Origin of the sequence: Peribacillus sp. NPDC097675 (assembly GCF_050277655.1) — a bacterium.
GTDB lineage: Bacteria > Bacillota > Bacilli > Bacillales > DSM-1321 > Peribacillus.
The window spans coordinates 582,636-596,794 of record NZ_JBNNSK010000001.1 but is presented as its reverse complement, the minus strand read 5'-3'; the positions used below and the strand labels follow the sequence as shown (position 1 = coordinate 596,794).

Annotated in this window: 17 protein-coding genes; 1 reads left to right on the top strand and 16 read right to left on the bottom strand. The window is 39.1% G+C overall.

The window, feature by feature from the left end:
- Nucleotides 1-15: 15 nt before the first annotated feature.
- Genes ACQKL5_RS03010 through ACQKL5_RS02980 form a run of 7 tightly spaced genes read right to left on the bottom strand, consistent with a single transcriptional unit; the run spans nt 16 to nt 5,625 of the window.
- Nucleotides 16-996 (bottom strand): biotin--[acetyl-CoA-carboxylase] ligase, encoded by a 981-nt coding sequence (locus ACQKL5_RS03010; protein ID WP_427606527.1) that lies wholly within the window; start codon nt 994-996, stop codon nt 16-18.
- Nucleotides 981-2,174 carry a CCA tRNA nucleotidyltransferase gene (locus tag ACQKL5_RS03005; RefSeq protein WP_427606526.1) on the bottom strand — a complete coding sequence of 398 codons (1,194 nt, stop codon included), beginning with the start codon at nt 2,172-2,174 and terminating at the stop codon, nt 981-983. Before ACQKL5_RS03005 ends, ACQKL5_RS03010 begins: the two co-directional genes overlap by 16 nt.
- A 16-nt stretch (nt 2,175-2,190) precedes the next feature.
- On the bottom strand, nt 2,191-3,330 hold the full coding sequence (gene bshA / locus ACQKL5_RS03000; protein WP_427606525.1) for an N-acetyl-alpha-D-glucosaminyl L-malate synthase BshA: 1,140 nt from the start codon (nt 3,328-3,330) through the stop codon (nt 2,191-2,193).
- A 4-nt stretch (nt 3,331-3,334) separates the two neighbouring features.
- The gene (bshB1, locus tag ACQKL5_RS02995) at nt 3,335-4,048 is read right to left on the bottom strand and encodes a bacillithiol biosynthesis deacetylase BshB1 (protein WP_427606524.1); all 714 of its coding nucleotides are present in this window, start codon (nt 4,046-4,048) and stop codon (nt 3,335-3,337) included.
- Nucleotides 4,032-4,457 carry a methylglyoxal synthase gene (locus ACQKL5_RS02990; protein WP_427606523.1) on the bottom strand — a complete coding sequence of 142 codons (426 nt, stop codon included), beginning with the start codon at nt 4,455-4,457 and terminating at the stop codon, nt 4,032-4,034. Before ACQKL5_RS02990 ends, bshB1 begins: the two co-directional genes overlap by 17 nt.
- Nucleotides 4,458-4,475: 18 nt before the next feature.
- Nucleotides 4,476-5,303 (bottom strand): 4-hydroxy-tetrahydrodipicolinate reductase, encoded by an 828-nt coding sequence (gene dapB / locus ACQKL5_RS02985; RefSeq protein WP_427606522.1) that lies wholly within the window; start codon nt 5,301-5,303, stop codon nt 4,476-4,478.
- Nucleotides 5,281-5,625 (bottom strand): nucleotide pyrophosphohydrolase, encoded by a 345-nt coding sequence (locus ACQKL5_RS02980; RefSeq protein ID WP_427606521.1) that lies wholly within the window; start codon nt 5,623-5,625, stop codon nt 5,281-5,283. The genes dapB and ACQKL5_RS02980 overlap by 23 nt, the downstream gene beginning before the upstream one ends.
- Nucleotides 5,626-5,792: 167 nt before the next feature.
- Between ACQKL5_RS02980 and ACQKL5_RS02975 the strand changes: the two genes are divergently transcribed.
- A complete protein-coding gene (locus ACQKL5_RS02975) occupies nt 5,793-6,665 on the top strand; it encodes a YitT family protein (RefSeq protein WP_427606520.1) in 873 nt (290 codons plus the stop codon).
- Nucleotides 6,666-6,751: 86 nt separating this feature from the next.
- On the opposite strand, the gene ACQKL5_RS02970 is transcribed toward ACQKL5_RS02975, so the two are convergent.
- The 9 genes from ACQKL5_RS02970 to ACQKL5_RS02930 form a co-directional block, all read right to left on the bottom strand.
- The gene (locus ACQKL5_RS02970) at nt 6,752-7,426 is read right to left on the bottom strand and encodes a zinc metallopeptidase (protein ID WP_427606519.1); all 675 of its coding nucleotides are present in this window, start codon (nt 7,424-7,426) and stop codon (nt 6,752-6,754) included.
- A gap of 83 nt (nt 7,427-7,509) precedes the next feature.
- Nucleotides 7,510-8,295: a sporulation protein YpjB gene (ypjB, locus tag ACQKL5_RS02965; RefSeq protein ID WP_427606518.1), complete on the bottom strand. Its 786-nt coding sequence runs from the start codon at nt 8,293-8,295 to the stop codon at nt 7,510-7,512.
- Between the two features lie 115 nt (nt 8,296-8,410).
- Nucleotides 8,411-9,007, bottom strand: coding sequence for a DUF1405 domain-containing protein (locus ACQKL5_RS02960; RefSeq protein WP_427606517.1), 597 nt, complete (start codon nt 9,005-9,007; stop codon nt 8,411-8,413).
- Between the two features lie 164 nt (nt 9,008-9,171).
- Nucleotides 9,172-9,939, bottom strand: a complete 768-nt coding sequence (locus ACQKL5_RS02955; protein ID WP_427606516.1) for a c-type cytochrome — start codon at nt 9,937-9,939, stop codon at nt 9,172-9,174.
- A 55-nt stretch (nt 9,940-9,994) separates the two neighbouring features.
- Nucleotides 9,995-10,669, bottom strand: a complete 675-nt coding sequence (qcrB, locus tag ACQKL5_RS02950; RefSeq protein WP_053346766.1) for a menaquinol-cytochrome c reductase cytochrome b subunit — start codon at nt 10,667-10,669, stop codon at nt 9,995-9,997.
- Between the two features lie 3 nt (nt 10,670-10,672).
- Nucleotides 10,673-11,179, bottom strand: coding sequence for a ubiquinol-cytochrome c reductase iron-sulfur subunit (locus ACQKL5_RS02945; RefSeq protein WP_427606515.1), 507 nt, complete (start codon nt 11,177-11,179; stop codon nt 10,673-10,675).
- Nucleotides 11,180-11,347: 168 nt separating this feature from the next.
- The gene (locus ACQKL5_RS02940; RefSeq protein ID WP_427606514.1) at nt 11,348-11,800 is read right to left on the bottom strand and encodes a YpiF family protein; all 453 of its coding nucleotides are present in this window, start codon (nt 11,798-11,800) and stop codon (nt 11,348-11,350) included.
- A 161-nt stretch (nt 11,801-11,961) separates the two neighbouring features.
- On the bottom strand, nt 11,962-12,513 hold the full coding sequence (locus tag ACQKL5_RS02935; protein WP_427606513.1) for a ReoY family proteolytic degradation factor: 552 nt from the start codon (nt 12,511-12,513) through the stop codon (nt 11,962-11,964).
- Nucleotides 12,514-12,541: 28 nt separating this feature from the next.
- Nucleotides 12,542-13,810, bottom strand: a complete 1,269-nt coding sequence (locus ACQKL5_RS02930; RefSeq protein WP_427606512.1) for a tetratricopeptide repeat protein — start codon at nt 13,808-13,810, stop codon at nt 12,542-12,544.
- Between the last annotated feature and the right edge of the window lie 349 nt (nt 13,811-14,159).

The window sequence follows — 14,159 nt, the reverse complement described above, 5'->3', positions numbered from 1 at the left end:
TAATTCTGCAAAAACCTACTGAATTTCTATGTCAGCAGAATAAATAGAATGGACGGTTCCTAGGTCATCTTCAAGAAGCAGAACCCCTGCATCCGTTATTCCAAGTGCCTTACCCACGATTGTCTCATTAACGGTACTTGCTTTAATAACTTGTCCTAAGCTGATGGCATAGCTTTCCCAAAGGAGCTTGATTGGCATGAATCCTTCTTGTAGATAAAGTGTATACAAATTTTCCAGACGTACCAGGAATCGCTGAATGACTTTTGCCCTTGAAAGCTGTTCTCCACCTTCAATGAAGAGAGAAGATGCTTTCTCTTGCAGGTCTTCAGGAAAATCTTCTATTTGTTGGTTGATATTCATACCCACCCCGATAATGACAGAATGTATTCTATCGGATTCCGCCTGCATCTCTGTCAGAATCCCTGTAACTTTCTTACGGTTTATTAAAATATCATTTGGCCATTTAATCTGAGGTTGGAGATTGGTAACATCCTCTATGGCCTGTGCTACAGCCACAGCAGCCAATAATGTCAATTGTGGCGCCTGATGGAGCGGGATTTTTGGCCGTAGTATTATACTCATCCAAATACCAGTGAATTTAGGAGAATGCCATGATCTCATGAGCCTTCCTTTTCCTGATACCTGTTCCTCAGCTATGATAAGAGTGCCCTCTTGAGCACCTTCATTAGCAAGCTGGTGGGCAATTTTTTGTGTGGATTCAACTGATTCCTGATAATGAATCAGTTTTCCAAGAGATTTCGTCTCCAAGCCAAATTGAATTTCACTTGTTGACACTTTTTCTGGGGCGGAAATAATTCGATAGCCTTTTTTCCGGACAGCTTCAACCTTATATCCTTCATTGCGCAGGTCCTCTATATGCTTCCAAACGGCCGTACGTGAACAACCTATATATTCAGCGATTTCCTGTCCAGAAATAAATGCGCCATTCGCTTTTGAGAGGGCTTGCATCAGCTTTGTTCTTAAATCAGATTGCATCTATTAAGCCACTCCTTAATTTCGCCTTTTTCATTTTTTATTACCAAGTTCAATACAGCTTCCAAAATGAGTTCCAAATATTCTTTTACCCATGGTCCCGGTTTTTCTTTATGCCATGTCAGTAAATCTTCACCCGATACGGCTAAATCTGACATGTGCTTAAGAGAAAGACTTTCGTACATTAACGTCATCGACTTTTCCGCCTCTAAAACATTTCTATCATTTAGGATAGCCTTGACTTTAGCTGCTTGAACCGCTTGAATACGACCTGCCTTGAATACGTCTAAATTAGAATCTTCGAATGCTTGTTCCTTTTTAACCAATTGCAGAATGCGTTGGATGCTCCTGATTGTTTTTACCGGAAGCTTCCACGCTCGCAATGAAGCCTCAACATCCTTCATATTCATATAAATTAAGATGACCGCCCACAATTCATTCACTGTTAACAGATTAATTGGGAGAAACAATATTTTTTTCAAATTATCCTTTTGACCAGCAAATTGAGGAAGAAATTGATATAATCCACTTTCCAACAGGAGATTGAGAGCCTTAATCCGATTGTCGCCGGCTAAAAGCTTTTCAAATTCTACAAGGATCCTTTCAACAGCTATTTCTCTCAAGATTGGTCCGTTTTTCTTCAAAGAATTGAACGTTTCCTGTTCAAGGTGAAAATTCAGCTGACTGACAAACCTTAAAGCGCGCATCATTCTAAGACCATCTTCAGAAAAACGGTCATGTGGATTACCAACCGTCGTTATCTTTTTTTGTAAAAGGTCAAGTTGCCCCATATACGGATCAATGATTTTTCCGGATTTATCCATAGCAATGGCATTCATCGTAAAGTCTCTTCTTTGTAAATCCTCAGTCAACGAACGAACAAATTTTACGGAATCAGGTCTGCGATAATCCGTATATCCGCTCTCTGTCCGAAAAGTCGTAATCTCATATGTCCCGGAATTTGTTATTACAAGGACTGTTCCATGTTCGATTCCCACATCTGCCGTTTTAGGAAAAATCGCTTTCACTTCCAGAGGCGTAGCGGAGGTTGCGATATCTACGTCATTAATGGGTCTCCCAAGTATATAATCCCTTACCGATCCCCCAACAAAAAAAGCTTCAAATCCCGCTTCTTCAATCCTTTCAAGAATGGGCACAGCTTCTAAAAATAACCGATCCATCAGCATCCCCTCCTCACTACTCCAATGAACTAGTCCCAAGAACATGCATATAGATTGCTTCATACTCTTTCATGATGGTATCTGAATGGAATTCAGTATTGGCCCGTTCAAAAGCAGCTTTTGAAAACTGCTGATGTAAAGTTGGATCGCTTAAAAGCGTAACCGCTTTTTGAGAAACACTTTCGACGTCTCCCAATTCACAGATATAACCTGTTTCTCCATCTACAATGACTTCAGGTATTCCCCCTACATTCGTTCCAATGCAAGGGACTCCACAAGCCATCGCTTCTAACAGGACAAGCCCGAAACTTTCTTTTTGTGACAACAAGAAAATTAAATCGCTAATTGAATACAACTCGGCCAGGTTATCCTGCTTGCCCAAAAATAATACCTTATCGCTGATACCTAAATCTTTTGTCAATTTTAAAACAGTAGTGACTTCAGGACCATCCCCAACAAGGAGAAGCTTAGACGGTACCTTTTTTTGTGTTAAATAGAATGCCTGTACCACATCTTGCACACGTTTAACTGTACGGAAATTAGAAACATGAATAATGATTTTCTCATTTTCCTTGATTCCATATTCATCCCGTAAATATCCAGAATCGGTTTTATGATAATCCCGTTCATCAATAAAGTTATAAATGGTTTTGATATCCTTATCCGGGGCAATCAACTCATGTGTTTGCTGAACAAGTGAATGAGAAACACCCGTAACAACATCCGATTGTTCAATTCCAAATTTAATCAAATTAGATAATGATGGATCATGTCCCAAAACGGTAATATCTGTCCCGTGAAGCGTTGTGACGATTTTCACTTTATTTCCTGACATCTGTTTTGCCAAGATGGCACACACCGCGTGAGGTATTGCATAATGAACATGCAATATATCGAGTTCCTCCCGCTTAACAACCTCCGCTATCTTGCTCGCAAGCGCCAAATCGTATGGAAGGTATTGGAAAACGGAATATGAATTAACCTCCACTTGATGATAATAAATATTATGGTACATCTTATTTAGTCGAAACGGGAGACTCGAAGAAATAAAATGAATCTCATGTCCTTTTTCCGCTAACATTTTGCCCAACTCGGTTGCAACAACACCTGACCCACCTACAGTCGGGTAGCAGGTAATTCCAATTTTTAATTTCATATGATTATACTTCCCCTAACAAATCAGTTTCGACCAAGAATGGTTTTTTTGACATGAACCCTTCTGCATAGTCTACGCCCACTTCTTTGCCGAACATTCTCTCACGTGCTTCGACAGTCTCGATATAGCCGTTAACAAGCGGAGTATCCACCGTGGTAACCTTTTGTTCGAATTGACTTTCATAGGCTCTAAGACTATCCAATTTCTTTGAAATCGTAGAAGTAATGTCAATGACAAAATCAGGCTTGTGAAAGCCATTTATCATAAAATAGTACATATTTTTAACACGGTGGGCTTCCAGATTGGCATTCTCCATGTATTTACGGACGCCTGCAGAAAAAACGGCTTCTTCAACTAATTTTGCACAGTTTCCATGGTCAGGATGACGGTCTTCAAGAAAAGGTGCAAATACAAGCTTTGGTTTATATTGACGAATGATTTCAATTACTTTTTGTATGTATTCTTCTTTCATATATAATCCGCGATCAGGAAGATCGAGGGAAATTCTCTTGACTCCCAGGATTTCTGCCGCCTTTTTTGCTTCCTTAATCCTCAATGGGACAGTCCCATTGGATGACATCTCAGCCTTCGTCAAGTCACAGATAACGATGTTCTTACCTTGTTGTGCATATTTTGCTAACGTGCCACCCATACCGATTTCAACATCATCTGCATGGGCACCGAATGCTAGGATATCTATATTATTTTTGCTTGTCATTAATCTCACCTTGTTTTTCTCTAAGTTTGAGCCAGTCCATATATCCATGTTTTAGTCCTTGTATAAGAACCTCCGCCGTTCCCATATTCGTGGCCAGCGGTATTTCATAGACATCAGAGAGGCGTATTAGTGCTGATACATCCGGTTCATGAGGTTGGGCTGTTAAAGGGTCACGAAAAAATAGGACCATATCCATTTCGCCCCTGGCTATCATCGCTCCGATTTCTTGGTCTCCCCCAAGTGGTCCAGAGTGAAAACGGTGGATAGGCAATGACACTTCGTCCATAATCCGTTGACCCGTTGTACCAGTAGCGAATAGTTCATGTTGCTTAAATACTTCCTTATAGGCTATAACAAATTGTATGATATCTTCTTTTTTCTTATCATGAGCAATTAAAGCAATTTTCATTATATGCCTCCTTAATACCTACTCGATAATATTTTCTAAACCATAAACAAGCACGTCGAGTTTCATGACTGTATCGACAGCAAGCTTTACTCCAGTCATGAATGATGCACGGTTAAATGAATCATGCCGTACCGTCAAAAGTTCACCATCACTGCCGAATAGCACCTGTTGGTGAGCAACTAATCCAGGAAGACGTACACTATGGATATGCATCCCATCGATATTTGCTCCACGAGCACCTTGAATCGTCTCTTTTTCATTTGGGTGCCCTTGTTCTTTCGTTTCACGGACTGCCGCTATCATATCTGCTGTTTTAGCAGCAGTGCCAGACGGTGCATCCAATTTTTGATCATGATGCATTTCAATGATTTCTACGTCCGGGAAGTATTTGGCTGCCATTTGGGAAAACTTCATCATCAAGATAGCCCCAATTGCGAAATTGGGTGCGATGATGCAGCCAATGCCTTTTTCCTTAGTCAAAGAATCGAGTTTCTCTAAATCGACCTTTGAAAAACCTGTCGTACCCACAACAGGGCGAATGCCATGATTGAGCGCAGTTTCCGTATGATACATCCCCACTTCTGGAGTCGTTAAATCAATTAATACATCTGCTTCTACCCTGGAAAAACACTCATTGATATCTGAATAAACAGGAGCTTCAATCCCGCTGAATCCTTCGATATTCGAGAGATTCTCCCCATTATATTTACGATCGATAACAGCCGCTAATTGAAACCCCTCTGTTCTATGTACTAGTTTCACCGCTTCATTTCCCATTCTGCCACGAGGTCCTGCTACAATAACTCTGACATTGCTCACCTTTTCATTCCCCCTCTTCGCTATCATCTTTTTTTGTCCATCTGTCTTTATCCCGAGTTGTAAATTTATGCATAACCATATCATGAGACTTTTGTAAGTCAATCCCCAGTGAATTTGCAAAACATATCATCACAAAAAGCATATCACCCAATTCTTCTTCAACTGTATTTTCTTGCTCAGTCGATTTCTTGGGTTTTTCACCATAGTAATGATTGACTTCTCTTGCAAGTTCACCAAGCTCCTCAGACATGCGTGCAAGCATGGCCAAAGGACTGAAATATCCTTCTTTAAATTGTCCTATGTATTGATCGACCTCTGTTTGCATTTGTTGAATCGTCTTTTTTTCCATTCTGTCACCCATTCTTAATTTTCAATTACTAAATATTATTTCTCCTACATGTTAGCTAAAAGTGTATAAGAAGACAACCGATACGCCCTTACAATCATTGCTCATATGTGGGTAATTAGTTATAATAAGTAAATTATCTGTATACATACGTTTTGGGGGTATAAAACATGGTTTACGGTATTAGGTTTAAAAATATGGTATTTATCCTTGTAGGAGCTGGGATTTTTGCGTTCGGCCTTGTCCATTTCAATATGCAAAATAACTTGGCAGAAGGTGGTTTTACTGGCCTTACCTTGATTATATATCAACTCATTGGAATAAATCCGTCATATTCCAATTTGGTATTAAATATTCCGCTTTTCTTTTTGGGTTGGAAATATTTAGGTCGCACTTCTTTTTTTTATACGATTATCGGTACGGTAGGTTTATCGGTCTGGCTATGGATATTCGAAAGATATCAATTTAAAATCAATCTTGGCGATGATTTAATGCTGGTAGCCCTGTTTGCAGGGGTCTTTGTTGGTGTAGGCCTGGGCATCATATTCCGTTATGGTGGAACAACAGGTGGTGTTGATATTATTGCCCAGTTTGCTCATCGCTATTTAGGATTGGGAATGGGGCGGACCATGTTTATCTTTGATGCAGTCGTTATCGGCCTCTCCATTTTAACCTATTTAAATTACCGAGAAGCAATGTACACACTCGTAGCTGTATTCATAGGTGCGCGGGTCATCGATTTTATGCAGGAAGGCGCCTATGCTGCAAGAGGGGCGCTTATTATCAGTGATAAAAACGGAGAAATCGCTGAAAAGATCATGAAAGATATGGATCGTGGCGTCACCGTTTTGAAAGGATATGGATCTTTTACCAAAACCGATAGAGAGGTCCTTTATTGTGTCGTGGCCAAGAACGAGCTGGTCCGATTAAAAAATGCCATTACTTCGGTGGACCCCCATGCCTTTGTTTCTGTCAGTGAAGTGCATGATGTGCTAGGAGAAGGCTTTACCCTTGATGAAAATAAAAATCCAATCATACGTTAACTCACTTCATGGCAATCGAGGACCATGGAGGAAATGGGCATAAATAGAAAAAAGGCATGATTTCGAAATGAAATCATGCCTCTTTTTTAATCTTCATCTCTCATGCCTGTAAACATAAGCAAAAGTCGAACTAGTTCAAGGACGGCTACAAGAGCAGCAGCTACATATGTCATCGCAGCAGCACTCAACACTTTTTTCGTTTCTCTCTCTTCGTCATTACGGATGACTCCGACGGAAACAAGTTGATCCATTGCCCGTGAAGAAGCGTTAAACTCAACTGGCAGTGTAACTACCTGGAACAAAACGGCTGCTGCCATGAATACGATTCCAGCTAATAGTAAGCCTCGAATATTAGCCAACATACCCACTAGTATTAAAATCCAAGAAATATTGGACCCGAAATTAGCAACTGGAACTAATGCATGACGAATACGTAAGAAGGCATACGCTTCTTGATCTTGAATTGCATGTCCCACTTCATGGGCTGCAACAGCAACACCTGCAACGGAATGACCGTGATAATTATCCGTTGATAACCGGACCGTCTTATCCCTAGGATCATAGTGATCAGAAAGCATACCAGGGGTTTCTTCTACCCTTACATTGTAGAGTCCATTTTGGTCCAGAATGGCCCTAGCGGTCTCTGCACCATTCATACCTGATGAAGCAGGCACTTGAGTATACTTTTTATACGTACTCTTCACTTTCATTTGCGCGTAAATCGGTATTAAGATGATAATCGCCAAATAAATGAAATACATGGTTTCCTCCTAAAACAATAATTACTTTTATTCTATGGATAGAAAATGCTGATGTCAAATATAGTGTTCTTTCCATAAGGGCTTCAGTCGTCACGTCCCTTTTTTGGTTTTTCACGATCTCCCTTGTATTTTCTAAAGCCCACATAAGAAAGCGTCATAATTATAATACTGCCAGTGGATATGATTATCCACCATAAGGAAGGATCCGTATCATCCTGTCCCATTTCCTCAAACACAGAGGTCAGTTCGTCCTGTAATGCTTCTAATTCCTTTTGACTGCCACTTTCCCTAATCACTTCAGGCCGGTAATGATCAATATATTGTATACGGGTATCCAGCTGTTGAATCCTTTCCTTTGAAAGGTCCACTTTTAAACTCGGATATATCATTTCATACTGAGAAAGGAATAAGTTCAATTGATTATTGAATGCAGTGGTATCTTGTTTGAATGCTGCCTCCTTCGTTTGGTTGAATGAATTCATCATTTGATCTTCCATTTCAGTCCATAGAGGCTGATGCGTAGACTTCACTGCATCCATAACAAGCCTAAACTTGGTAACCGAATTAATCTTTTCAGAATCTCCCTTATTCAAATCCCTAATCGCCAGCAATGCTTCATTATGTGCTACTGTTATTATCCGAAGTTCGTCCATATCAAGAATGGGCTCTATTGCTGTTTTTTTAATAAATTGATCCGAAAAAAATGTTAGCATCTTTTCTGAATCATCATATCGCTTCAATTTGGCCATTTCGAGTGCCTTATCAGAAATGTTATCTAATTTATCCAAATTCGAAGAGGATTCTGCATAAACAGGAAAAATCAAGATGGCAAATAAAAGGGCAGTGATTAATATGAATTTTTTCAACATGCTACTCGTCCCTCCTCATATCTCTACTAAAACGATATGAGCCAAAAAACATGAGTAGACCATGTTCACAATAAAAAATTAACCCGCTCATATACTTATGAACGGGATAACCTGTTTATTTTATGAGAGAAAGTGTAAACCGTTTTTTTCTGAAACCAAAATACCAACCGACGAAAATAGACAATATACTGAGCCAAAAAGTGAAATAGCCTATCAAATCCATATACGCCACCAAATCCCGATAGCTTGGCATCATCCCAAAAACATAATCAATCATCTCATTATGTATCGTCCATATCCCAGCTACAATTAGATGCCAAGGTTTTATTCTGTAGAATGGTGCGTAAATAATTCCCTGAATCGCCATTCCTAAATGTGATGCTATCAACATATATCCTTCTAATGGCAAGGAACCAGTCGTCATAAAGGTCAGCAAGTTCATCACAACAGCCCAGATACCGTATTTAAATAAAGATATGATTGCCAAAGCCTCAAAAAGCCCAAAGTTCTTTTTTAATATAAATCCCAATAAAACAAGTGAAAAAAACAAGGAAGCTGTTGGACTATCAGGGACAAATGCTAGGAAAATAGCAGGTGTTTCAGCCAATTGATAACCATACCAATAATATCCATATGCTGTTCCAAATACATTCACGATTAATAAAAAAATAAGCATTTGCCGATTTGCAAACCAACTATATATCACATTCATCATTCTTCCCCCATATTCTCAATACATCTATATTACAGAGTCTTTCCTGAAAAATCCAAGTTTTCTTTTCAATTAGAAATTGATTTCAATAAAAAGGGCTGACAACTAAGTTGTCAGCCCTTTTTATTCGACATTATCAGTAGCAAAAACGCTACTGATAACCATTATTTTGCCGATAAACCAGAAACGAATTCTGCTAATGTTTTCAATTCTTCATCAGTACCTTTGAACATGCCAGCTGGCATAGCTCCTTGACCTTTGACAGCAATTTTAGAGATTTCTTCTGGGCTTAAACCTGTATCAATCAAGCTAGGGGCTCCAGCTCCACCCGTCAGTTCTGCTCCATGACAGCTTATACAGCCACTTGATTCCATAAGCTTATAACCATCACTATCTTTATCGATCTCGGCGCCTTCTACGATGGCTCCTTGCTTTTTAGAAGCTTCCCAATCGTGATGGGCCGCGGATTCCCATGTTAGATAAAACACGCCAGCAATGGCTAGTAACATGAAACCTACAGCAAATGGACGTTTAGCGGGACTACGCTCAGGACCACGGTCTAAAAATGGTGCCAGCAACAATGCGCCGAAAGCCAAACCTGGTATAACCATAGCTCCAATAGCATTGTATGGACCTGAAGCATAGGTATACTTAAGTAATTGATAAAGGAATAGAAAATACCAGTCAGGCAGCGGAATGTACGCTGTGTCTGTCGGGTCGGCTATCCTTTCCAATGGGGACGGATGTGCAACCGTCAAACATAAATAGCCAACTAGAAATACTGCTCCGACCATCCATTCTTTTAAAAGGAAATTTGGCCAAAATGCTTCAGTTTTCCCTGGATACTCAGAATAATCTTTCGGAATATTCGGTTTACGGTTCGCGGATATACGCGAGTCACCTACGAATTTCATACCTTTCCCACGATGCATTGAATGATCCCCTCCTTTATGAAAAGGTTTTTATGATTCTAATTTCATAATTCTTTTATAGTGGACCTGAAATACCTTGTTTACGGATCATCAAGAAATGAGCCGCCAGTAATGCAAATAATGCTGCAGGCAGGAAGAATACATGAATGGCAAAGAATCGTGTCAATGTCTGTGCTCCAACGATTGTTGGGTCCCCTGCTATCAATGTCTTAAGTGCCGGCCCCATTAATGGTACCGAATCAACAATTGTCAGTGTAACTTTTGTTGCGAATAGCGCTTTCATATCCCATGGCAATAAGTAACCGGTTAAACCCAATGCCAACATGATGAAGAAAATTAATACGCCGACCATCCAGTTCAATTCACGCGGTTTTTTGTAAGCTCCCTGGAAGAATACACGAAGAGTATGTAAGAACATCATAACGATAACTAGACTTGCTCCCCAGTGATGCATGCCACGGACAATTTGACCGAAAGCCACTTCATTTTGTAAATAATAAACCGATTCCCAAGCGTTCTTGATATCGGGTACATAGTACATCGTCAAGAACATACCTGACAAAATTTGAATGACCGTAATAAAGAAAGTTAACCCACCAAAACAATATACGAATGCAGAAAAATGATGCGCCGGGTTAACATGTTCAGGAACCTCATGGTCAGCAATATCCCGCCATAACGGCGTAATGTCTAAACGCTCGTCCACCCAGTCATATAACTTTGTTAGCAATGTTTACGCCTCCCCGTGCGGTTTTAGTTGACCTAAATAAAGAATTCCGTCTTTTTCTTTCGTGTCATAGACATCCAAAGGTGAAATCGGTGGTGTCCCTTTCACGTTCACGCCATCTTTCGTGTACCTGCCATAATGGCAAGGACAGAAGAACTGGTTCGGATTCGTTTTATCCGTATTCCATGCTACCGTACAACCTAAATGCTTACAAATTGGAGATAGGGCAACCAACTTCCCATCATCCGTTTTATAAACCCAAGCTGTATTTGTTTCTTCGGACTCATACCACCCGTCGACTTGCTTAAAGTTAAAATCAACGCGGACTGGTTCTGTAGTCAGTTCACTTACCTTCTGCTTAGTTGCAATGTAATCCCCGCCTTTATCTGCGGTTAGTACAGGATCGATTGCAAACCTAACCATAGGCATCAACATACCGGCCGCCATAAATCCACCAACGCCAGTAAGTGTGTAATTAAGGAATTGACGTCGTGAAACATTATGTTTGCTCATGCGTTTTCCCCCCCTCTATTACTATATTGAGAGCCCAATGGACCACTAAATAGCAACACTATAAAACTAGGACATTTCCATGATATATCAATAATTTCCCAAGGTCAATATTTGGAAAACCCAAAAGGTGGCAACTATGTGTCAAAAAATGAAAAAAACCCTTATTTTTTAACTTTTCCAATAATAAGTAAAAATATCTATAATTTGACTAACCTGCTGAGTAATCATATCTCTAGCTTGAGCAATTTCTAAATTTTCAAGCGGAATGGCAGGAATCCAAATTAAATGCTGATCTAATTCCTTTTCGTATTTTTTCCACTCAATGTCTGTTGTAAGGTAAAATACATGCTTAAAATTATTCGTCTCCAGTTTTTTAGTCCAACGCTTTATCATGGAAAGCTTGTCCTCCTCATCACTCAAATAGTGAAAAGTTGGTATTAAAAGCATCCTGCCTTTCATTTGTTTTTCTATTTCCATGCTCAAAATAGTAATGAATTCAATATTCGAACCAGACTGTTTCATTTGTTCTCCAAAAGAAAGGGGAACTAAAGGAATTAATGCCGTATCTACGAACTCTTTTGCATGGACATACATATCCAATTCTTTTGCTGACCATTTCATAATCTTTATTCCACTCCCACTTTATCAAATCAACTCCTTTCCATTGTACCATTTATTATAATATCTTTACCATATACCCCTAGTATTCATAAAAATGTAGTTTTTAACCATATTTTTATAAAAAAAAACCTTTCCTGTATTTCGGAAAGGTTCTTTAACATTTAGCCAAGCACTTTTAATTGATTCAGTTGTTCGGTTAGATCCTTAAACGCTTGTTCATCATGTTTATCCAGCGCTTCATCTATTTCCTTGAGAATTCTGTCTCTCTCAAAATGAAGCATGCTCTTCTCAAGAAATTGCTCAGCCATTAGCTGATCTTTTTCATTGGCAGCTGTTGATTTCGGCATGAACGGATTGTTCTCCAATACTGCGGCGTACTGATATGATGAATAAGCTGATTTAAAATTGAGTTGGATATAGATATCCTCATCGCGATTTAATCGAATATCGTGAAAAGATTTTTCTGCATCCGTTGTCATGATATTCGACTTATAAAATCTAAACGGGACTTCCTCCACACAATGGGTAGACATGATAAGACCACGTGGACAATATTGTGCATTCTCTACAAAATGGACCTTCTTCATTAATTGGTCGTGACTCATCAGATAATTTAAAATCCATACACATTCTCTTCTTTTCAGTTGATAATGATTTAAAAACCACCTAATAAAATCCTTTTTCTCATTTACAGAAACAGGGGTAGCCACCATGAATTCCCTCCTCTGTCTTACAATTTTTTTAAAACTCTGAACTTTCTCCAAGACGCTCCAATATCATTACATATTCATCATTTGCCGGGTTTATCACAAGCAGCTTATTAAATACTTCTCTAGCAGTAGCGCTGTCTCCTTCTTCAATTAAGAAGAAACCATAATCTTCAAGAAAGTCTGGATTGTTCATGAAAGAATTATATGCTTTATGATAGCTGGTTAATGACTCTTTAAATTGTTCTGTTTTTTGATAAGAGACAGCTGCTATCCATTCAAACTGTGGATCATCCTCGCCGTATTTTCTTACCTCACCTATACACTCTAATATATCTTCATATCTTTCATGGTGCATATAGAGTTTCAATAGGGTTAGCGCAGCTTCTAAGTACCCAGGATCGATGGCCAAAGCCTCTCTGAATAGGTTCTCCGCTTCTTCCTCCAAACCGCTTTTCAAAGCGATTTTACCACCGAAGAAATAGAGTTCCTTATTGAATTCATCTGCCTTGATACCTTCCTTAACGGTTTTCAGGGCTTTTTCCAGATCCTCTAGATGCTCATAACTTTTAGCCAGATAAAGATATAGGGAGTGGTACTCATGGTCCAATTCCTTTAATTCAATGAACTTACGCACGGCAGTTTCATAAAGACCAGCTTGGAAAGCAGTAAACGCATATTCAAATAATGTATTAATTTCGATTCCACCATCTAAAGCTTTTTCAAAATAAGGAAGGGCTTCTTCGAATTTCCCGGAACTACTTAGTGCTTCAGCAAGGCGCTGATTGACATTTACCCCTGCAATATCATTTTCCTGTTCTAAAACCCTTATGTAATTTACAATGGCTTCCTGATCTCTTCCTTGATGGTAAAACAGTTCAGCTAGCGCAAAATCAATAATAATCTCATCTGGCAGTAGTTCCTTAGCCTGTAACAGTTTCCTTTCACTGACCTCACTCATTCCCTGTAATTGATAAAGGTCCGCTTCTAATAAAAGGGCACTCGGATAGATCTCATCTTCAGGACTGACTTTTTCAAGCATAAGCATGGCTTCATCTTCTTGGTCCATGTCAATGAGGATTTCAGCTAAAGAAACAATCAACTCACCTTCGTCAGGATACAATGCCAGCAAATGCTCAAAAAGATCCTTCGCTTCTTCTACAAAACCAAGTTGAAACATTTCCTCAGCCAACAATAATATGTCCTCTGCCGACTCTGATGATTTAATTCGATTTATATGTTTAAGAGCTTCTGTTAATTCCCCTTTTTTTAAATACTGAATAACTTGTTCTACTATATTCATAGCTGCTTCCTTCCTTTTACATGGACTTAGTCTCTAGACAAACAGTATCACGTACAAGCGTCACCTTTCCTGTCACAGAATAAAGTAAACGAATCGTGAAGGTGTTTAGTAAAAACAGTAATATTTAGTTTACCATACTGCAGCCCTGTAATTCCATCGATGTAATTCCCCCCATTCTTCATAAAAAAAAGGTTACTATCTAATTCTCCATAGAAAGGTAAATCTCCTTTTTGATTTCTGGAACCTTTTCTTATACTACCAGCAATCAAATTACAAGAATAGTTGATATGATAACGCTTACAACGCATTTAAAAGGGAGGATTTTCATTTTAAAAAAATAAAAAAAGTT

What these genes read in the sequence shown, in the direction of transcription:
- ACQKL5_RS03010 (WP_427606527.1), bottom strand. Translation starts at nt 996, where the DNA reads ATGCAATCTGATTTAAGAACAAAGCTGATGCAAGCCCTCTCAAAAGCG.
- ACQKL5_RS03005 (WP_427606526.1), bottom strand. Translation starts at nt 2,174, where the DNA reads ATGGATCGGTTATTTTTAGAAGCTGTGCCCATTCTTGAAAGGATTGAA.
- bshA (WP_427606525.1), bottom strand. Translation starts at nt 3,330, where the DNA reads ATGAAATTAAAAATTGGAATTACCTGCTACCCGACTGTAGGTGGGTCA.
- bshB1 (WP_427606524.1), bottom strand. Translation starts at nt 4,048, where the DNA reads ATGACAAGCAAAAATAATATAGATATCCTAGCATTCGGTGCCCATGCA.
- ACQKL5_RS02990 (WP_427606523.1), bottom strand. Translation starts at nt 4,457, where the DNA reads ATGAAAATTGCTTTAATTGCTCATGATAAGAAAAAAGAAGATATCATA.
- dapB (WP_427606522.1), bottom strand. Translation starts at nt 5,303, where the DNA reads ATGATAGCGAAGAGGGGGAATGAAAAGGTGAGCAATGTCAGAGTTATT.
- ACQKL5_RS02980 (WP_427606521.1), bottom strand. Translation starts at nt 5,625, where the DNA reads ATGGAAAAAAAGACGATTCAACAAATGCAAACAGAGGTCGATCAATAC.
- ACQKL5_RS02975 (WP_427606520.1), top strand. Translation starts at nt 5,793, where the DNA reads ATGGTTTACGGTATTAGGTTTAAAAATATGGTATTTATCCTTGTAGGA.
- ACQKL5_RS02970 (WP_427606519.1), bottom strand. Translation starts at nt 7,426, where the DNA reads ATGTATTTCATTTATTTGGCGATTATCATCTTAATACCGATTTACGCG.
- ypjB (WP_427606518.1), bottom strand. Translation starts at nt 8,295, where the DNA reads ATGTTGAAAAAATTCATATTAATCACTGCCCTTTTATTTGCCATCTTG.
- ACQKL5_RS02960 (WP_427606517.1), bottom strand. Translation starts at nt 9,007, where the DNA reads ATGAATGTGATATATAGTTGGTTTGCAAATCGGCAAATGCTTATTTTT.
- ACQKL5_RS02955 (WP_427606516.1), bottom strand. Translation starts at nt 9,939, where the DNA reads ATGCATCGTGGGAAAGGTATGAAATTCGTAGGTGACTCGCGTATATCC.
- ACQKL5_RS02945 (WP_427606515.1), bottom strand. Translation starts at nt 11,179, where the DNA reads ATGAGCAAACATAATGTTTCACGACGTCAATTCCTTAATTACACACTT.
- ACQKL5_RS02940 (WP_427606514.1), bottom strand. Translation starts at nt 11,800, where the DNA reads ATGAAATGGTCAGCAAAAGAATTGGATATGTATGTCCATGCAAAAGAG.
- ACQKL5_RS02935 (WP_427606513.1), bottom strand. Translation starts at nt 12,513, where the DNA reads ATGGTGGCTACCCCTGTTTCTGTAAATGAGAAAAAGGATTTTATTAGG.
- ACQKL5_RS02930 (WP_427606512.1), bottom strand. Translation starts at nt 13,810, where the DNA reads ATGAATATAGTAGAACAAGTTATTCAGTATTTAAAAAAAGGGGAATTA.